Origin of the sequence: Paraburkholderia domus (genome assembly GCF_905220705.1) — a bacterium.
GTDB lineage: Bacteria > Pseudomonadota > Gammaproteobacteria > Burkholderiales > Burkholderiaceae > Paraburkholderia > Paraburkholderia domus.
The window spans coordinates 160,581-179,360 of the sequence record NZ_CAJNAT010000012.1 but is presented as its reverse complement, the minus strand read 5'-3'; the positions used below and the strand labels follow the sequence as shown (position 1 = coordinate 179,360).

At 62.0% G+C, this 18,780-nt stretch carries 20 protein-coding genes and 1 riboswitch; of the genes, 9 read left to right on the top strand and 11 right to left on the bottom strand.

Going from position 1 to position 18,780, the window contains the following annotated elements; all coding sequences use genetic code 11:
• The first annotated feature begins 19 nt into the window (after positions 1 to 19).
• The 3 genes from KHO31_RS21345 (at position 20) to KHO31_RS21335 (ending at position 3,462) form a co-directional block, all read left to right on the top strand.
• Entirely contained in the window at positions 20 to 844 is an 825-nt protein-coding gene (locus KHO31_RS21345) for a crotonase/enoyl-CoA hydratase family protein (protein ID WP_201108234.1), read from the top strand.
• 201 nt (positions 845 to 1,045) lie between these two features.
• Positions 1,046 to 2,212 carry an MFS transporter gene (locus KHO31_RS21340; RefSeq protein ID WP_201080299.1) on the top strand — a complete coding sequence of 389 codons (1,167 nt, stop codon included), beginning with the start codon at positions 1,046 to 1,048 and terminating at the stop codon, positions 2,210 to 2,212.
• 86 nt (positions 2,213 to 2,298) lie between these two features.
• On the top strand, positions 2,299 to 3,462 hold the full coding sequence (locus KHO31_RS21335; protein WP_201086277.1) for an MFS transporter: 1,164 nt from the start codon (positions 2,299 to 2,301) through the stop codon (positions 3,460 to 3,462).
• A gap of 469 nt (positions 3,463 to 3,931) precedes the next feature.
• Here KHO31_RS21335 and fahA read toward each other — a convergent pair whose 3' ends face one another.
• Together fahA and hmgA are read right to left on the bottom strand one after the other, a co-directional pair.
• Positions 3,932 to 5,230 (bottom strand): fumarylacetoacetase, encoded by a 1,299-nt coding sequence (gene fahA / locus KHO31_RS21330; protein WP_211624108.1) that lies wholly within the window; start codon positions 5,228 to 5,230, stop codon positions 3,932 to 3,934.
• On the bottom strand, positions 5,227 to 6,573 hold the full coding sequence (gene hmgA / locus KHO31_RS21325; RefSeq protein WP_201086276.1) for a homogentisate 1,2-dioxygenase: 1,347 nt from the start codon (positions 6,571 to 6,573) through the stop codon (positions 5,227 to 5,229). Before hmgA ends, fahA begins: the two co-directional genes overlap by 4 nt.
• A 319-nt stretch (positions 6,574 to 6,892) precedes the next feature.
• On the opposite strand from hmgA, the gene KHO31_RS21320 reads away from it, so the two are divergent.
• Positions 6,893 to 7,726 carry an EAL domain-containing protein gene (locus KHO31_RS21320; protein WP_201080292.1) on the top strand — a complete coding sequence of 278 codons (834 nt, stop codon included), beginning with the start codon at positions 6,893 to 6,895 and terminating at the stop codon, positions 7,724 to 7,726.
• Positions 7,727 to 7,754: 28 nt separating this feature from the next.
• On the opposite strand, the gene KHO31_RS21315 is transcribed toward KHO31_RS21320, so the two are convergent.
• A complete protein-coding gene (locus KHO31_RS21315) occupies positions 7,755 to 8,540 on the bottom strand; it encodes an IclR family transcriptional regulator (RefSeq protein ID WP_201080290.1) in 786 nt (261 codons plus the stop codon).
• Positions 8,541 to 8,644: 104 nt separating this feature from the next.
• Here KHO31_RS21315 and KHO31_RS21310 point away from each other — a divergent pair, with 104 nt between their 5' ends.
• The gene (locus tag KHO31_RS21310) at positions 8,645 to 9,835 is read left to right on the top strand and encodes an acyl-CoA dehydrogenase (RefSeq protein ID WP_201080288.1); all 1,191 of its coding nucleotides are present in this window, start codon (positions 8,645 to 8,647) and stop codon (positions 9,833 to 9,835) included.
• Between the two features lie 152 nt (positions 9,836 to 9,987).
• On the opposite strand, the gene KHO31_RS21305 is transcribed toward KHO31_RS21310, so the two are convergent.
• Complete coding sequence (locus KHO31_RS21305; RefSeq protein WP_201080286.1) at positions 9,988 to 10,626, bottom strand: peroxiredoxin; 639 nt, start codon at positions 10,624 to 10,626, stop codon at positions 9,988 to 9,990.
• A 370-nt stretch (positions 10,627 to 10,996) separates the two neighbouring features.
• Between KHO31_RS21305 and KHO31_RS21300 the strand changes: the two genes are divergently transcribed.
• From KHO31_RS21300 to KHO31_RS21290, 3 genes are all read left to right on the top strand, one after another.
• Positions 10,997 to 11,299: a DUF883 family protein gene (locus tag KHO31_RS21300; protein WP_028198798.1), complete on the top strand. Its 303-nt coding sequence runs from the start codon at positions 10,997 to 10,999 to the stop codon at positions 11,297 to 11,299.
• A gap of 138 nt (positions 11,300 to 11,437) precedes the next feature.
• A complete protein-coding gene (locus tag KHO31_RS21295) occupies positions 11,438 to 11,824 on the top strand; it encodes a phage holin family protein (RefSeq protein WP_201086275.1) in 387 nt (128 codons plus the stop codon).
• Between the two features lie 126 nt (positions 11,825 to 11,950).
• Entirely contained in the window at positions 11,951 to 12,430 is a 480-nt protein-coding gene (locus tag KHO31_RS21290) for a DUF3318 domain-containing protein (RefSeq protein ID WP_201086274.1), read from the top strand.
• Between the two features lie 75 nt (positions 12,431 to 12,505).
• Here the strand turns inward: KHO31_RS21290 and KHO31_RS21285 are convergent, their stop codons facing one another.
• From KHO31_RS21285 to glyA, 7 genes are all read right to left on the bottom strand, one after another.
• Positions 12,506 to 12,937, bottom strand: coding sequence for a type IV pilin protein (locus tag KHO31_RS21285; RefSeq protein WP_201080280.1), 432 nt, complete (start codon positions 12,935 to 12,937; stop codon positions 12,506 to 12,508).
• A gap of 10 nt (positions 12,938 to 12,947) precedes the next feature.
• Positions 12,948 to 13,421, bottom strand: coding sequence for a pilus assembly PilX family protein (locus KHO31_RS21280; RefSeq protein WP_407945950.1), 474 nt, complete (start codon positions 13,419 to 13,421; stop codon positions 12,948 to 12,950).
• A 275-nt stretch (positions 13,422 to 13,696) separates the two neighbouring features.
• Positions 13,697 to 14,506 carry a PilW family protein gene (locus KHO31_RS21275; protein ID WP_201080278.1) on the bottom strand — a complete coding sequence of 270 codons (810 nt, stop codon included), beginning with the start codon at positions 14,504 to 14,506 and terminating at the stop codon, positions 13,697 to 13,699.
• Positions 14,503 to 14,934, bottom strand: a complete 432-nt coding sequence (locus tag KHO31_RS21270; RefSeq protein WP_201080350.1) for a type IV pilus modification PilV family protein — start codon at positions 14,932 to 14,934, stop codon at positions 14,503 to 14,505. Before KHO31_RS21270 ends, KHO31_RS21275 begins: the two co-directional genes overlap by 4 nt.
• Positions 14,935 to 14,957: 23 nt before the next feature.
• Complete coding sequence (locus KHO31_RS21265) at positions 14,958 to 15,524, bottom strand: GspH/FimT family pseudopilin (protein ID WP_407945949.1); 567 nt, start codon at positions 15,522 to 15,524, stop codon at positions 14,958 to 14,960.
• A gap of 199 nt (positions 15,525 to 15,723) precedes the next feature.
• On the bottom strand, positions 15,724 to 16,206 hold the full coding sequence (gene nrdR, locus KHO31_RS21260) for a transcriptional regulator NrdR (RefSeq protein WP_091796645.1): 483 nt from the start codon (positions 16,204 to 16,206) through the stop codon (positions 15,724 to 15,726).
• Between the two features lie 6 nt (positions 16,207 to 16,212).
• Entirely contained in the window at positions 16,213 to 17,460 is a 1,248-nt protein-coding gene (gene glyA / locus KHO31_RS21255) for a serine hydroxymethyltransferase (RefSeq protein WP_201080274.1), read from the bottom strand.
• Positions 17,461 to 17,626: 166 nt separating this feature from the next.
• Positions 17,627 to 17,735: riboswitch (ZMP/ZTP riboswitch) on the bottom strand.
• Positions 17,736 to 17,973: 238 nt separating this feature from the next.
• On the opposite strand from glyA, the gene ydfG reads away from it, so the two are divergent.
• Positions 17,974 to 18,720, top strand: coding sequence for a bifunctional NADP-dependent 3-hydroxy acid dehydrogenase/3-hydroxypropionate dehydrogenase YdfG (gene ydfG, locus KHO31_RS21250; RefSeq protein WP_201080272.1), 747 nt, complete (start codon positions 17,974 to 17,976; stop codon positions 18,718 to 18,720).
• Positions 18,721 to 18,780 lie beyond the last annotated feature (60 nt).

Genomic DNA, 18,780 nt, shown 5'->3' with positions numbered 1-18,780 from the left:
AACCTTTACGGACACAGCGATGATAGCCCCGCAATATCTGAATGAACATGTGCGTATCGAGGCCGATGAGGACACCGGCGTCGCCACCATCGTGCTCGAACGGCCTATGCGGCGTAATGCCGTCGACCGTCCGACTGCGGAAGGGCTCAACGCCGCCTTCCGTCGCTTCGAAGCGGAACCGGCATGGCGCGCGGCCGTGCTGTTCGGCGCAGGCGGTACCTTCTGTGCCGGCGCGGATCTCACCGCGCTCGCCGACGAAACCCGACGCAATGAACTACACGCCGACGGCAGTGGTCCCGGTCCGATGGGACCGACGCGTATGAGCTTCAGCAAACCGGTGATCGCCGCGATTGCCGGATATGCGGTTGCAGGCGGCCTCGAACTGGCAGCGATGTGCGATCTGCGAGTCGTCGAAGAAGATGCCGTGCTCGGCGTGTTCTGCCGGCGTGTCGGAATTCCGCTAATCGATGGCGGCACGATCCGTTTGCCGCGACTGATCGGGCTGTCGCGGGCACTTGACCTGATCCTGACCGGCCGAGCGGTGGACGCGCAGGAAGCGCTCAGCTTCGGTCTTGCCAACCGCGTCGTGCGTAAGGGCGAAGCACGCGCGGCAGCTGAACGGTTAGCTGCTGAATTGGCAGCCTTTCCGCAGGCAGCGCTGCTGGCGGACCGCCGCTCCGCGTTGGAAAACAGCACGCTCGAGGATTTCGCCCTGGCGCTGCGACGCGAAGGCGCAGGCGGTTACCAGGCGGTATTCGACGAGGGCGTGACAGGCGCCGCACGTTTCGCCGAAGGCGCCGGCCGCCACGGCAGCACCCTTCAACCTGACGGAAACTCGCCATAAACCGCAGCCACTTACGCTTGTAAGCGCGCTCAAACGCGGCTTTCAGCAAAAAACAACAGCCGGATTGACGATCAGCAAGGCTGTTTTGACTTAGGTAGAATCCCCTACTGTTTTCCCCTCGCATGGCGCAGGCGTTCTCGCCCCGAAAACGCGCGCCTGCCGCACGACGCTCCCCGTCGCGCCGATTCACGCTCCGTCACCATGCCTTTACCCCTGCTCGCCCTCGCCGTTGCCGCGTTTGGAATCGGTACCACTGAATTCGTGATCATGGGGCTGCTGCCCGATGTCGCGCGCGATCTGTCCGTGTCGATCCCGGCGGCCGGCATGCTGGTGTCCGCTTATGCGCTCGGTGTCACCATTGGCGCGCCGATCGTTGCGATCGCAGTGGCCAACATGCCACGCAAGAAGGCATTGATGAGCCTGATCGGCGTGTTCATCGTCGGCAACCTGCTGTGCGCGATCGCGCCGGGCTACGCGGTGCTGATGGCCGCGCGCATCGTCACCGCGTTTTGCCATGGGGCGTTCTTCGGTATCGGTTCGGTGGTCGCTGCGGGTCTCGTCGCGCCGAACCGCCGCGCGCAGGCCATCGCGCTGATGTTCACCGGCTTGACGCTCGCCAACGTGCTCGGCGTGCCGCTCGGCACGGCACTCGGCCAGGCAGTGGGCTGGCGCGCGACCTTCTGGGCCGTGACCGGCATTGGCATCGTCGCCGCGGGCGCGCTCGCGGTATGCCTGCCGGCAAAGATCGACATGCAGAAAGCGAGCCTCGTGCGCGAATTCAGCGTGCTGAAGAATCCGCAAGTGCTGATGGTGCTCGGCATCAGCGTGCTCGCGTCGGCCAGCCTGTTTTCCACCTTCACCTACATCACGCCGATTCTTGAAGACGTGACCGGTTTCACCCCGCATGCGGTCACGTTTGTACTGCTGCTGTTCGGCCTCGGCTTGACGGTGGGCAGCACGCTCGGCGGCAAGCTCGCGGACTGGCGGCTAATGCCCTCGCTGGTGGCGTTTCTGCTGGCGATCGTCGTCATCCTGACTATCTTTGCCGGCACGATGCACGCCGAGATCCCGGCGATGATCACAATCTTCGTATGGGGCATTCTGGCTTTCGCGATCGTCCCCCCGCTGCAAATGCTGATTGTCGACCGCGCGAGCCATGCGCCGAATCTGGCATCGACGCTGAATCAAGGCGCGTTCAACCTCGGCAATGCAACGGGCGCGTGGCTCGGCGGTATGGCGATCGGCGCGGGCGCGCCGCTCACCACGCTGCCATGGGTCGGCGTGGCGACCTCGATCGGTGCGCTGGCGCTGACGCTGTGGTCGGTGTCGATCGACCGGCGTGCGCAGCGGATGGCGGTAGCGGGGTAACCGGGGGCACGGGCGCGCCCTCACCCGCGCTCATGCAATCCGCACAAAGGTGCGAATGACCCGCGGCCGTAGTAGCATCTCGCCCGATGAAAGTCATCTTCACTCGCGATTTCCTCGCTCTGATCCTGAGTGTTGCCGTCGTCGGACTCGGCAGCGGTGCCACGCTTCCCCTCACCGCCCTCGCGCTCACGCAAGCTGGCTACGGTACCGACGTGGTCGGCCTGCTGACTGCCGCACAAGCGGGCGGCGGCCTGATCGTCGTGCCGGTGGCGGCCTGGGTTGCGGCGCACTTCGGCGGCCGCCAGGTGATCGTCGGCGCGGTGCTGGTGGTAGCGCTGGCAACCGCGCTGATGCAACTCACATCGAACCTGTGGCTATGGGCGGTGTTGCGCGTACTCTGCGGCGCCGCGCTGATGCTGCTCTTCACGATCGGCGAAGCATGGGTCAACCAGCTCGCCGATGACGCCACGCGCGGCCGCGTCATCGCGATCTACGCGACCAACTTCACGCTGTTCCAGATGGCCGGCCCGGTGCTGGTGAGTCAGATCGCCGACTACACGTACTGGCGCTTCCTGATCTGCGGTGCAATCTTCCTGCTCGCTTTGCCGGCGCTCGCCAGCATCCGCACGACGCCCCAGGCGTCGGACGATGAACACGCGGCGCACGGAAGCTGGCGCCATGTGCTGCCACAGATGCCGGCGCTCGTGATCGGCACGGGCTTTTTCGCGTTGTTCGATACGATCGCGCTATCGCTGCTGCCGCTCTTCGCCATGGCGCACGGCATTACGAGCGAGGTCGCCGTGCTGTTCGCGTCGGCCCTGCTGCTCGGCGACACGACCATGCAGTTTCCAATCGGCTGGCTCGCCGACCGGCTCGGCCGCGAACGTGTGCATATCGGCTGCGGTGTGATCGTCGTGGTGCTGCTGCCGTTTCTGCCTTGGGCGATGACGTCGCCGTGGCTGTGCTGGCCTTTGCTCTATGTGCTCGGTGCTACGGCTGGAGCGATTTATACGCTGTCGCTGGTCGCCTGCGGTCAGCGGTTTCGTGGTGTCGCGCTGGTGTCGGCGAGTTCGCTGGTGGGGGCGTCGTGGAGTGCGGCGAGTTTCGGTGGCCCGCTGGTGGCCGGAGCGTTGATGAAGGGTGTTGGCAACGATGCGATGGTCGGCGTGCTTCTGGTTGCTGCGCTTGCCTTCCTTGTTGCTGTTTGGTGGGAAAGGCGGCGTGCGCCGATGCGGGTTGTTGGATCGTGAGGTTTGTTACTCGTTGCTGGGTGGATTTTTCTTTACTTGGTGGTCTATTAGCGTTGCCCCTGTGCGGGGCGGCACTTACTTTCTTTGCCGCCGCAAAGAAAGATAAGCAAAGAAAGCGGCTCACCCCGCTAATTCTTAAGCGGGTTCCTCGCACAGTTGCGGTAGTGGTGCATCTGGAATCGGTGCCCTCGCACACTCCGCGTTAGTGACAAAGGAGTCATCAGCTCCCACTCCGCACTGCGTGCGTCGTGGATGGGTTTGCATGGGAAACCAGGGGCGCGCTTACGGCTTGTAGGAAGCCTTCCCTTCGCCTCGGCGAGATGTCCTGGCCGCACCTCCGGTTTGACGTCGTGACGCGTGCCGTGCCGCTCTCATATGAAAACGGGGAAGCCATTATGGCTTCCCCGTTTTTTTGCGAGGCGGCGAGCTTCGTTGCCGTCGTTACTTCTGAGACGTTGCTTATACCCCGTTACTTCTGCGCCGGCAAAATCTCCCCTGCACATGTCCCGAAGCCCACGCGGTACCCATCGCCCTGGCACCAGCCAGCGAGCGTCAGTTCGTCGCCGTCTTCGATAAACCCGCGTGTGCCGCCTTCCTTCAATTCCAACGGATTCTTGCCGTTCCACGTGGACTCGAGCAGGCTGCCGCACGAATCGGCGGTCGGGCCGCTGATCGTGCCCGAACCCATCAGATCGCCAACCCGCGTATTGCAGCCCGATACCGTGTGATGCGCGAGCTGTTGCGCCATCGTCCAGTACATGTGCTTGAAGTTGGTCCGCGAGATCGTGGTGGCCTGCGTGGCCGTTTGTGGCCGCAGAGTCACTTCCAGTGAGATGTCGAACGCGTGTTTGCCGTCGTGACGCAAGTACGCCAACGGTTGCGGCTCCTGTGCCGGCTGCGCGACGCGGAACGGTTCGAGCGCGTCGAGCGTCACGATCCAAGGCGAGATCGTCGTCGCGAATGTCTTCGCGTTGAACGGACCGAGCGGCACGTACTCCCATTGCTGAATATCCCGCGCGCTCCAGTCGTTCAGCAGCACCATGCCGAAGATGTGCGCTTCGGCATCGGCACAGGCAATCGGCTCGCCCAATGCATTGCCGCTGCCAATCACGAAACCCGTCTCCAGTTCGATATCCAGCTTGCGACATGCGCCGAACACCGGACGTTCCTGATCCGGCAGTTTCAGCTGGCCGTTAGGACGCCGCACCGGCGTGCCGCTCACCACCACCGACGATGCGCGTCCGTTATAGCCGATCGGCATCTCCGACCAGTTCGGCAGCAACGCATTCTTCGGATCGCGGAACATCGAGCCGACGTTCGTCGCGTGCTCCTTCGACGAATAGAAATCGGTGTAGCCCGGGATCTGCACCGGCAGATGCAGTTGTGCATCGACTTGACGCACGAGTGCTTTCGAACGCAAGGCGGCGTCGTCGCGCAAGGTCGCGGTGTCGCGCGCCAGCAGATTGCTCAACTGGATGCGCACGCTGCGCCATGCATCGCGGCCAAGCGAAATGAAATCGTTGAGCGTGTCACTCGCAAAAACGGCGTCCTTCGATACTGTCAGCACACCCGCCGTTTGCAGCGCTGCCAGATCGACGATCTCATCGCCGATCGCCACGCCCACGCGGCGCGTGCCATTGGTCTTATCGCTGAAAATGCCGAACGGCAGGTTCTGGATCGAAAAATCTGTGGTCGAGTCGTTTGCCGATTCGACCCAGCTCTTGCGCGACGGATCGAGCGTCGCCTGAAGATCGCTCAATGCGTTCATCGTTGCTCCGGGTTGAAGTGTTTCTTGAGACCTTGCCAGCACTCGTAGTAATGCGCCTGCAATTGCGCGGTTTCGAGCGCGAAACGAGTCGGCTTGATCAAGGTGCGCGTTTCGAACATGAAGGCCATCGTGTCGTCGACTTTTTTCGGCATCGACGTATCGCCATGCGACGCTTTCAGGAAGGTATCCGCGTCAGGCCCATGACCCGACATGCAGTTGTGCAGACTCGCACCGCCCGGCACAAAGCCCTCGGCCTTTGCGTCGTACACGCCGTGCACAAGACCCATGAATTCGCTCGCGACGTTGCGATGGAACCAGGGCGGACGGAACGTATCTTCGGCCGCGAGCCAGCGCGGCGGGAAAATCACGAAGTCGATCGTGTCGACACCCGGCGTATCGCTTTGCGATTGCAACACCAGGAAAATCGACGGGTCCGGATGGTCGAAGCTGATCGAGCCAATCGTGTTGAAACGGCGCAGGTCGTATTTGTACGGCGCGTAATTACCGTGCCACGCAACCACGTCGAGCGGCGAATGACCGATGTCCGCGCGCCACAGGTTGCCGTTCATCTTGGCGACAAGTTCGAAGTCGCCTTCGCGATCTTCGTAGGCGGCGTGCGGCGTCAAGAAATCGCGCGGATTGGCCAGGCCATTTGAGCCGATCGGGCCGAGATCCGGCAGACGCAGCAGCGCACCGAAGTTCTCGCAGATATAGCCGCGCGCCGTGCCATCCGGCAGGCTCACCGCGAAGCGCACGCCGCGCGGGATCACCGCGATCTCGAACGGCTCGACGTCGAGCCGACCCATTTCGGTGGCGATATGCAGGCGGCCTTCTTGCGGCACGATCAGCAATTCGCCGTCGGCGCTGTAGAAGAAGCGATCCTTCATCGAGCGGTTCGCTGCATACAAGTGGATCGCGCAGCCGTTCATCGCTTCAGCTGAACCGTTGCCGGCCATCGTCACCCAGCCGTCGACGAAATCGGTCGGCTCAGCGGGCATCGGCAATGCATCCCAGCGCAACTGGTTAGGCGGCGTCGGCGGCACCTCGGCGAAGTTGGCGACGAGCCGGTCCGAGGGCAGTTGCGTGAACGGCTTGTGAACTGCCGCCGGACGAATCCGGTACAGCCACGAACGGCGGTTATGCCCGCGCGGTGCGGTGAACGCGGTGCCCGACAGTTGCTCCGCGTACAAGCCATAGGCCGCGCGTTGCGGCGAATTGCGGCCTTCGGGCAACGCGCCCGGCAAGGCCTCCGTAGCAAATTCGTTCGCAAATCCCGACTGGTAGCCCGGCTCGATTTCGAGCCGCGAGCTGGCGGTATTCGGCGTGCGTGTTTGGGTATCCATGCAAGGTTCTCCGTTGATACTCGATCTTGTCGACGTGATCCGTTCGTCTCAAGCCGTCTGCGGCTCGGATAGGCGGCCGCCATCGCAGCCGCGATGCAATTTACGTATGGTAAAACTAATTACGAATAGTGAAATTAACGTATACCCTGAAAACAAGTCGCGAAAGCGCCGGCAGCCCGTGGCGACAAGCGTTCGGCCGATAACGTTATGAGCATTTTGTTCAAGTGCGCGCGGTGCGGACTGCTACCATCAGTGCATGCGGCAACCGAGTCGCGTTGCCGAGCGCTGAGCGCGCACTTATCGCCATCTACACGCCTACATGATTCCGCCGACCATCCCCAATCTGATTGCACGCGCCGCCGATCACCCATTTCTCGGCGAACATCTGGTGATGGGAACCGGCGTGCATAGCGGGATCGCGCTGGCCCGGTTCGATGGCGTCGAGCTCGGCAGTGCCTATGAGCCGATCTTCGATATCAGCGTGCACGCGCTGGCGCAGTCGTTGTCGTCGGGCGCCGAGGGCGTGGACCGTTTCGGCGATGAGCTTGGGTTTCAGGCAGTCACGCAGCGTCTCGACGGCGCGCCCTTCGATGTCTTCGATCCCTTCGACCGGATCGCCGACGATCAGGAACTGGTCGCGCTTGACCGCATGTCACGCGCGCTGCACGCGATCAATTTCTTCGGTGCGCAACGCCACGGGCTACTGTTTCTGCGCGTGCACGAGCGCCTGCTCAAGAGCGTCAAGTACGACCACGGGCGGCATTTCTCGACCGTGCTGGTGTCGTTCGGACTAAACCCGTCGCGGGTGGTGATCGAGTTGCCGGCGGCAGCGGTCGCGCACAAGACATTCCTCGGCTATCTGACCACGAGCTATCAGCGCTATGGTTTCAAGGTGGCGGGTAATCTGTCGAACGCGGGGCAGATTCTGTCGGTGTCGGAAACGGCGCGGCTCGACTTCATCAAAATGGATGCGGCGGTCGCTTTGCGCGATGCCATGGTGAAGCCGTTAGTCGGCTATGCGAACCGGCTGCGGATTCCGCTGATCTTCAATCGCGTGGTGGATGAGCCGCAGTTCGTCGCGCTGCAGCAGTACGATGTGCGCTTCGTGCAAGGGCCGTTGTTCACCGCGCACTATCATGACCGGACGGTATGATCGGGTTGGCTACCAGGCGCTTAGCCCCTTAGCCGGTATCCCCCAAGCGACGCGCTAGCGCCTTCAGACGCGGCGCCACGGTCTCCCGAAACACCTCCTCCCCCATCGACGACGCCGGCCCGCTGCAACTCAGCACCAGCCAGCGGCCTTCGCGCGGCTCGCGAAACGGCACCGCGACCGCGTTCACGTCGTCATGCCAAGCGCGAAACGAATAGCAGCAACGTTCCTGCGCGAAGGTTTCGATTTCCTTTTCGGCGTCTGCCAGCAACGCAGCGCCCTCCTTGCCCGCAGCCTTCTTAAGCTCGACCAGCAATGCGGTGCGCACGTCCAACGGCTGCACCGCCAGGTACGCGCGCCCCATTGAGCTGGTTAACATCGAGAGTTTCGAACCGGATGCAAGTCCGAGCGTCAGCGCCGTTTCGCTGCGGATTGTCTCCAGGTAAATCATGTCGAGGCCATCGCGACATCCGAGCGACACCGCCGCGCCCACTTCGCGTGCGAAGGTGCGCATGTGCGGACGCGCGAGTTCGAGCGTGTCGGTGCCCGAGAGCAGCGCGAAACCGAGCGAAAGCACGCCCGCGTCCAGCGCATATTTACCCAGGGTTTCGTCGAGCCGCAGATAGCCGAGTACGGTCAGCGTGTAAGCCAGCCGGTTGACGGTCGCCTTCGGTAAACCCGTGCGTTCGACGAAATCGCGATTGCCGAGCATCGTTTCGCCCGGCTTGAACGCGCGCAGCAAATCCAGACCGCGCGCGAGGGCGACAACAAATTTGCGCTCGTCGAGCGGGTCGGAGAGAGTAGATGTAGGCGTCATGGGGTGATACACTCGGGCGTGGTTTGCAAAACATTGTTTCGCATAGCGGAACTTAAGTCAAGCTCAGACACGTTTTAGTCAAGCAGGAAATCAGGAGATACGTCATGGCAGAGGCCGCGCAGTTTCACTGGGAAGACCCGTTGCTGCTGGATCAGCAGCTCACCGAAGACGAGCGCATGGTGCGCGACGCCGCCGCCGCTTACTCGCAAGACAAGCTGCAACCGCGCGTGCTCGAAGCGTTCCGTCACGAGAAGACCGACATCGAAATCTTCCGCGAGATGGGCGAACTCGGCCTGCTTGGCCCGACGATTCCCGAGCAATACGGCGGCCCCGGCCTGAACTACGTGGCGTACGGTCTGATCGCGCGCGAAGTGGAGCGCGTCGATTCCGGCTACCGGTCGATGATGTCGGTGCAGTCGTCGCTGGTCATGGTGCCGATCTACGAATTCGGTTCGGAAGCGCAGAAGCAGAAGTACCTGCCGAAGCTCGTTACCGGCGAGTGGATCGGCTGTTTCGGGCTGACCGAACCGAACCACGGCTCCGATCCGGGCAGCATGATCACGCGGGCGAAGAAGGTCGACGGCGGCTATTCGCTATCGGGCTCGAAGATGTGGATCACCAATTCGCCGATCGCCGACGTGTTCGTCGTGTGGGCGAAACTCGAAGAGGACGGCAAGGATTTGATCCGCGGCTTCATTCTCGAGAAAGGGTGGAAGGGGCTGTCGGCGCCGACCATCCATAGCAAGGTGGGTCTGCGTGCGTCGATCACCGGCGAGATCGTTCTCGACGAAGTGTTCGTGCCGGAAGAAAACCGCTTCCCCGAAGTCAGCGGCTTGCGCGGTCCGTTCACATGCCTGAACTCGGCGCGTTATGGTATTGCCTGGGGCGCGCTCGGCGCGGCTGAAGCGTGCTGGCACACGGCGCGTCAATACGTGCTGGATCGCAAGCAGTTCGGCCGGCCGCTCGCCGCGAACCAGTTGATCCAGAAGAAGCTCGCCGACATGCAAACCGAAATCACGCTCGGCCTGCAAGGCGTGCTGCGCCTCGGCCGGATGAAGGACGAGGGCACTGCCGCCGTCGAGATCACGTCGATCATGAAGCGCAATTCGTGCGGCAAGGCGCTGGACATTGCACGTCTCGCGCGCGACATGCTCGGCGGCAACGGTATCTCGGACGAGTTCGGCATCGCGCGGCATCTGGTCAATCTGGAAGTCGTGAACACGTATGAAGGTACGCACGACATTCACGCGCTGATTCTTGGGCGCGCGCAAACGGGCATTCAGGCGTTTTTCTGATGCGCTGATCGCTTTGACGGCGGCGTTTTGTCCTGGCCGCGGAACAGAAAATTGGAAAGTAGAATTGAAAAAGGCCGGCTCCTTTCGAACCGGCCTTTTTTGTTGCCGCACCGCGTTGAAGCTAACGGCACGCTTCGTAGCGCATCAGCCTCTTACTTGTTCGGCTGTGGCGTCATACGCAAGTACGGACGCAGCGCTTTGTAACCCTTGGGGAATTTCTGCCTGATCACTTCTTCGTCTTTCAACGACGGCACGATCACCACGTCATCGCCCTGCTTCCAGTTGCCAGGCGTGGCGACCGAATGATTGTCGGTGAGTTGCAGCGAGTCGATCACGCGCAGCACTTCATCGAAGTTGCGCCCGGTGCTGGCCGGGTATGTAATGATCAAACGCACCTTCTTCTTCGGATCGATCACGAACAGCGACCGGACCGTGAGCGTTTCATTGGCGTTCGGATGGATCATGTCGTACAACTCAGAGACCTTGCGATCACCGTCAGCAAGAATCGGGAAGCCGACATTGGCGGCTTGCGTCTCGTTGATGTCCTTGATCCATTCCTTGTGCGACTCGGCATTGTCGACCGACAGTGCAATTGTCTTCACATTGCGTTTTTCGAATTCGCCGGCCAGCTTCGCCGTCAAACCCAGCTCGGTCGTGCAGACCGGCGTGAAATCGGCGGGGTGCGAGAACAGCACGCCCCAACTATCGCCCAGCCATTCGTGGAACCTGATGCGGCCGACACTCGACTCCTGTTCGAAATCCGGTGCAATGTCGCCAAGACGTAGACTCATAAAGCAGCTCCTTGATTGTGTTAGTACATTCCGCGTGAGCATTCGCTCGCAACGCCCGCCAAAGCGGGCCTGGCTAAGCGCCCCTGGCAAACCTACAGCATACGGGAGCGACAGTACACAACGAACCAACATTGCGTCACTACCTTATGCGTTTTTGTAATTTTCACCAATTTAGTGGAAACTTTGCGGGACAGATCAACTCCATCTTAGGCAAACTTTGCTGCACGGTGCCGCAAAGGTGGAGTTTTAAGGCTTTGCTTCAACCAGGAACGGTTCATGCGCTCGTTTTCACGAATCGAGCGCTACGCTCGCCAGCGGCCGTTTCTTTGGTTACGATTCACGCGTGGCGTGAGACGAAGGGGAGCTATCAATGTCGGAAGTCAACAAGGAGAGATTGATGTCGGATATCAAAACCGTCCTCGCGGACGCTGAAGATTTGCTGAAACAGGCCGCGAGCGCCACCGGCGAACGCGCTTCGGAACTGCGTGAAACAGCGCTTACGCGCCTTAAGCAGGCTAAGGAAAAGGCGGCTGACGTGCAAGTCGTGGTGGTCGAGAAAGGCAAGAAGGCCGCACGCGCCACCGACGACTACGTGCATGAGCATCCGTGGGCATCCATTGGCATCGCCGCGGGCGCCGGCGTGCTGCTTGGGCTGTTGATCAACCGCAAGTAACACTGGTGACGCTGCCGGGCAAACCACGTCCGGCATACCAGCGAATCGAGTTGACCGGCGCACGTCTGGCCGGTCCGCTTCTCTTGGCGCGCTCGTTTTCACGCGCCGGTTAGGCCTTCACGCGCAACGCCCAAAGCCATGACGATCGAAACACAATCGCAGCACGGCGAACATAGTCCGTTGCGCCGTATCATCGGATCCGTGTTTGCCATGATGCAAACGCGGCTCGAACTGGTCGGCATCGAACTCGCCGAAGAAAAAGACCGTCTGCTCGGCGTGCTGTTCCTCGGCCTCGCGGCCATGATGCTCGCGACGATGGCCTTGATCGCATTGACGGCGCTGATCGCCATCGCGTTCTGGGACACCTACCGGTGGCAAGCGCTCGCCGGCATCACGGTGGTCTATGCAATTGCAGGAATAGCCTGTGCGCTGAAAGCACGCAGCGGTTTGCGCAATGCCCCAATGGTGTTCGAAGCCACCCTTGCCGAGTTCGAAAAAGACCGCGACCTGTTCCGCAAGCCATGACACGGCAGGCGTGACGGGCTCATGGGCGTACCTCAACCGCCCTGCGCCTTTGCAGATACTTCGCAAATACCTCGAGCGATTTGCAGCATAGTTTTAACGCCCCACTTTCACTGCCGCCAACACGCCATGAGCCAGACCCACCCCGACACCGCATTCCGCAACAAACGCTCCCAGCCCAGAGATCTGAGTGCGCCGCATTTGCGAGCGTTGCGCAAGGAATTGCTGCTGGTGCGCGCAGATGTCGAGCGCATGGAACTCGCTCAGGCGACCATCGAATTGCGGCAGGCAGTCACGCACTTCAGTTGGCTCAAATTCATTCTGCCGGGGTTCGGTGGCATGCGCATGGGTAAAGGATCGAAGGCGGGCGTCCTCAATGCTGGGAGCATCGGCGCACTCCTCAAACAGTATCCGCTTATCAGTTCGATCGCTTCGTTGGTATTAGCCAAGCCGCTGCGCGCGACCATTGCAGCGGGTGCAAAACCCGCCCTCAAATGGGGCAGCCTTGCGCTTGCCGGCTGGGAGGCGTATCGAATCTGGAAGCAGATAAAAAGTGATTCCGCCACGTCCACGGGCGACCAGGAAGGGGCTGTTGATAACGGATACTGAAGCGCGGCGCAATGCGGTCTATCTGCATGCCATTGCGTTTCGATTCCCTGGTCGGCGCGCTCCCCAGTAGCACCCTTAGCTCGTATTCCAGCACTCGCCGCTTGCCGGCCCTGTACCGTTTGCAGCGGTTCTATTGCCGCGCAACCCTGTCGCATCCAGAGTGAAGGTGCCGCAAGCATCGTCGCGCATAGGGCCGATTTCGGTCGGCACTGCCTCTACCGAATAGCCACCGTTTGCGTCGTCCGCCGGCAACACTTGCAGCCGGTAGATCGGCCTGCCAAATTGCGGCGCCTGATCCAGACCCGGCGGCAATGTCGCGGTGCCGTCGCTTGCCGCTCCGTCGACGAATTGCGCTGCCCGATAAAGGGCAGACGCCGCGTCGACCCTGTGTGTTCGTGCGACGTGGCTCCGATACGAGGGCACGGCGAACACGACCAGCGTGGCAGCTATTGCCAGCACGATCATCAGTTCCAGTAGCGTAAATGCGGATGCATGGGGCCTCGTCATGATCCTCCCGTCAAAATGGGCGTGCGGCGACGCGACGCCAGTGGCGCTCGATCTGCTCACCTGCGATCACGAGTTCCATCTGCAACCACACCTGCGACTCTTTGGTCTGGCCGAAACCGCGCGAAGTCAGTAGATAGGCTCGGGCATCGGCACGAGTACTCAGACGCCACGGTTCGATCAAACATTGCGGTGCACGCAGCGATCCGGGCCATTGCGCGACAGGCGCGACGGCGCCGGCTTCGAACGCGGCTTCGCGCTTCCATTGCGTCGGCTCGCCGGGTGTGAGCGACGCCACTGGCTGCGGCTCGAAACCTGCGGCGGCGACCACGCTCTGGGCGCATGCGTTCAGCGCCGAATCCGCGGCATGAAATGCCTGCAAATAGTCGCGCACGTTGTTAGCGCCGCGCGCCGCCGCAAGCGATGTTTCGAACCAGCCCGCAGAGGTGGTCAACATCATCGCGGAAATCAGCAGAACGATCGGCAAGACGGTGCCGCTATTGCGAACGCGTGATCTACGACCTGTACGGATAAGACGAGCCAACTGTTTCGATTGCTCGCGGCGCAATGAGTGTTCCTTGCAGATGAAGCGTCGCCAGCACACTCCGTGAGTCAAGCGCACGAGACGGAAGCGTGATTTCGACACCCCTCGGCGTTTTAGTTGCGTGATGTGCTCTCCACGTCCGTCTACTGTCGCGGAACTAACATCTGGATTTCTCCGAGCCGCTCCCGCGCGGATCGTTGCATTGCAAAGTTCTCCGGTCAATGGGAATCCTCCGCGTGATTGCGTATCGCCACCCGTCGCCAGAAGGCCTGCCGCGCCCGCATGTCGGTACCAAGAGCGCTCACGCCGTCGCAATCGATATAGCGCACACGCCGTCCTTGCGGAGCTCCGCGGACGAGCACGCAGAGATCGACGGCGACGATCTTTGCCCATTGACTGGCCGTCACCGCAGTCGCATCTATTGCGGTCACCCCGCCGGCCAGCCAGTACTTGAGCCGCAAGCGCTCGATGCCTTCGACCAGTGGCTGCGCAGAACCCGCCTTGCCATTGCCTTCGCAGTAGAGTTCCGGCTCGCCCGTCGAGCCGCTGACCCTGGCGAAGTATCGGTTGACCACCAGCACGCCCTGCCCGCCGAGTGCCGCACTGTTGTTCGTTACAGCCTGGCCGAGGCAGTCGGTTGATTGGCCGGTCGCCGACGGCCACGTCGAAACGCTGTCCCCGACATAACGAACCACTATGCCGTCCGAGCGGCTCGGCAACGCCTCGCAGATAACGCTGTCATCCGCACCGCTCGGGCGACCACCCGAACAACCGAATAACGGCGACGGACTATTGAACCCCACGACGTCAGCGGGCACGAAGCCGGCCATCTGAAATTGCTGGCCCATCAGCGTAAGCGCGCTCAGGCCGGCTTCGCGGATCCGCATCGCGTCCCCCGCGCGCTCGAACACGCTACGCTGGGTTGTATAGAGCGAGACCGCGCCGGCGATCACGACCAGCCCCAGCACAATGGCGATCACAAACTCGACGAGCGTATGGCCGCGCGCGATAACCATCAGCCGCGTCATTTCGCGAACGCCAGCGCGACGCATGAGGAGCCCGCGGGAACGTCCGCACCACCGCACGACGCGGGCTTATCGATGACATCATCGGCGCCCGGCATGTCACGCAGGGCCGTCCACGTGACACGTGCGGCGGACACCCCGCCGCTCTCCTCTACCGACACTTCGCCGTGCGGCAACAGAACCGTTGCACGCGCGCGCCATTGCCTGATCGCAGAATCGCCTGCCGCGGGCTCGCGCATCGCTTCGGCGACGGAATCGGCTATCCATGCTGCGTATTCGCGCATTGCCATCGCACGCGCTTCGCGCGCAGTCCACAATTGGCCCGCGATCACCCCGAGCGCCGTCACCGCCATCAGGGTAACGGCCAGCATCACTTCAATCAGCGAGCTGCCTCTCTGCCTTGTTGTGCGTGTGGCCGGACAGACGCGCACCCATAGATTCGACGGATGTAGATTCACGACGTCGCTCCACACGCACCTTCGACAATCCGCGCGCGCCCGCCCGCAGCGATGCGGATGCAGCGCCGCCACTTGTCGCCCTGAGTCGCTTTCGACGGCACGCGTGGCGCAATATCAAAGCTGCGAAAGGTGCCGATCAACTGCCCTGCCGGCGGCGTAAACGTGAGATTTGTCTGCATCCCGGTAATGCTGACCGCTGCGAGCAAAGGATGCGCGCGCAGGAGCGAGAGCGTGCCACCGCGTTCGGCCAATACGGCCCAGCCGCACGACCAGTCGGTGACGCCATTGCCGCAAGCTTGCCCTGCGGCAAGACAATGCCGCGCCGCATCGATTCGGCACACCGTGACGCGAGCACCGCGGCGCAACGCTTCGCTGCGCGCATACGCGAGCGTTGAAGCAAGCGCTTTCGCGCGCGCGTCGACCTGGTCCCGCAGGTGCCACGCGACGAACGATGGTGTCGCCATCACCGCGATCACCGCCAGCAGTGCAACAACGGCCAGTGTTTCGACAAGCGTAAAGCCGCGGTGCGACCTCAAACAGACTGCATCCCATTTCATCTGCATCCCTGATCGTTTCAAAGAATGCAGCCAATCTAGCAATGTGCAAACGGGCCAGCAATCGGCCGAATGGCCAGGTGGCACTCAGACGCTATCCGGCGCAAAAATGCACGTGTGACGAACCATAACGGGAGCGGAGATGCAGATGCGCGGACCTACGCAGCGGAAAACGAAAACTGGAGCGCAATTTCCGGCGCGACAGCAATCAGCGCTTACGGGGCGGCTTGGGAGGGGAAGAGGCGCGGCGAAATTCTTCGATCACGTCCTCGAATTCGGAGACGTCTTCGAAGCGCCGGTAGACAGAGGCGAAACGAACATAAGCAATGGTATCGAGCGCACGCAACTCGTTCATCACGAGTTCGCCGAGGCGCTCGCTGCGCACCTCACGCTCGCCGCTGCCGAGCAGTTGATACTCGATGCGGGCGACTGCCGCGTCGATCGCGTCCGCTGCCACCGGGCGCTTACGCAGCGCCAGTTGCATGCTTGCAACGATCTTGCGGCGATCGAATTCCGTGCGACTGCCATCTTTCTTGACGACCGACGGCAACGCCAGCTCGACCCGCTCATACGTCGTGAAACGTTTGTCGCAAGCCGGGCAGCGGCGGCGCCGGCGAATCGTCGCACCGTCTTCGGATACGCGGGAATCCACAACTTGCGTATCGGCGTGACGGCAGAAGGGGCAGTGCATGGCGGCTTAGCGGTAAACCGGGAAGCGCTGGGTCAGCTCGGCGACTTGCGCGCGCACACGTTCGATCGTGGCTGCGTCTTCCGGGTTGTCCAGCACGTCGGCGATCAGGTTACCCACCTGCTCCGCTTCCTTGACACCGAAACCGCGCGTGGTCATGGCCGGCGAGCCGAGACGCACGCCGCTCGTGACGAACGGCTTTTCCGGGTCATTCGGAATCGCGTTCTTGTTGACCGTGATGTGCGCGGCGCCGAGCGCAGCTTCCGCTGCCTTGCCGGTGATCTTCTTCGCGCGCAGGTCAACCAGCATCACGTGGCTTTCGGTGCGGCCCGAGACGATGCGCAGACCACGCTTGACCAGCGTTTCAGCCAGCACGCGCGCATTTTCGACGACTTGCTGCTGGTACGTCTTGAACTCCGGCGACAGTGCTTCCTTGAACGCGACAGCCTTGCCGGCGATCACGTGCATCAGCGGACCACCCTGAATACCCGGGAAAATTGCCGAATTGATCTGCTTCTCGAACTCGGCTTTCATCAGGATCACGCCGCCGCGCGGGCCGCGCAGGCTCTTGTGCGTGGTGGTGGTGACGAAATCGGCGTGCGGCACCGGGTTCGGGTAGACACCCGCGGCGATCAGGCCGGCGTAGTGCGCCATGTCGACCATGAAATACGCGCCGACCGACTTGGCGATTTTCGACATCCGTTCGAAGTCGATGCGCAGCGAAAACGCCGACGCGCCCGCCACGATCAGCTTCGGCTTGTGTTCCTGAGCCAGCTTCTCTGCAGCGTCGTAGTCGATGTCTTCGGCCTCGTTCAGGCCGTAGCTCACCACGTTGAACCACTTGCCCGACATGTTGACCGGCGAACCGTGCGTGAGGTGGCCACCGTGCGCGAGGCTCATGCCCATGATCGTGTCGCCCGGCTTGAGCATGGCGAAGAACACGCCCTGGTTAGCCTGCGAGCCCGAGTTCGGCTGCACGTTGGCAGCCTCAGCGCCGAACAGTTGCTTGACGCGGTCGATCGCCAGCTGCTCGGCGACGTCCACGAACTCGCAGCCACCGTAGTAGCGCTTGCCCGGATACCCTTCGGCGTACTTGTTGGTGAGTTGCGAGCCTTGCGCAGCCATCACGGCCGGGCTCGTGTAGTTTTCCGACGCGATCAGTTCGATGTGCTCTTCCTGACGGCGGTTTTCCTGCTCGATGACCTTCCAGAGTTCAGGATCGACGTTGGCAATGGTGCTTTGGGCTCTGTCAAACATACGGATTCCGTTGAGTGTGTTCAGGTTGACCGGATCGTGCGCCGAATCTTGCGTAGAGGGTACGCAGCGCTGCTGGCGGCTGGGCCAGCCCTGACGTGGCGGATGGAGAATCGCCGCACACGCGAGGCAGGACAGCCACCGTCAGCGCAGATAAATGCGCGCGGATCACGGCTGCCCAGGCGAACGGCAAAACGGCACCCTGCGCTTCACGGTGGGTTGTTCCACCTTGAACCCGATTGCTTGAACCGGTTCTATCGCCAGTCACGCAGGGATGAGCGCGTTAGTTTATTGGAAGAGGATCGAATAGGCAACCGGCTTCCTGACGACCCCTTGGGCGCTCGCGAAGCCGGTTACGGCGCTGCCGCCAGCAGCTTGCAAATGTCTGACGAAAGCGCACCCGGAACCCGCTCCGCCTCCCTGCCACAGCCGCTTGTACGGCTGGTTCATCCTTGCCGCAGCGCCGCATTGGAAGTAGGCTTGGGACCTTTCTCTTTTACCAGCCAGGGAACTGCAATGATCGTGTTCGTCACCGGAGCGTCCGCGGGATTCGGCGCCGCTATTGCTCGTGCTTTCGTCAAGGGTGGCCATCGTGTCGTCGCCACCGCGCGCCGTAAGGACCGCCTGCAGGAACTCGCCGACGAACTCGGCGACGCCCTTCTGCCGTATGAACTCGACGTGCGCGACCGCGCCGCCGTCGAAGCCGTGCCGGCCTCGCTGCCCGCCGATTTCGCCGCGCTCGACGTGCTCGTCAACAATGCCGGGCTCGCGCTCGGCGTCGAGCCGGCGCAAAAGGCGAATCTCGACGAATGGAACACCATGATTGACACCAACTGCACGGGCCTCGTGCAGATTACGCACGCCCTCCTGCCCGGCATGGTGGAGCGCAATCGCGGTCACATCTTCAATCTGGGTTCGGCGGCCGGCAGCTGGCCTTATGCGGGCGGCAACGTCTATGGCGCCACCAAAGCGTTCGTGCACCAGTTCAGTCTGAATCTGCGTGCCGATCTGGCCGGCACGGCATTGCGCGTGACCAACATCGAGCCGGGCCTGTGCGGCGGCACCGAGTTCTCGAACGTGCGTTTCCGCGGCAACGACGAAAAAGCGGCCAAAATGTACGAAAACGTACAACCGCTGACACCCGAAGATATCGCCGACTCGATCTACTGGATCGCCACCCGGCCTGCACACGTCAACATCAACACGATCGAGCTGATGCCGGTGGCCCAATCGTTCTCCGCTTTGTCGGTTCATCGCGGCTGAAATTCCAGCTGAGGGCCGCCGGGCGGGGCGCACATCTTGAAACAGACCTCCGGGTGTGCG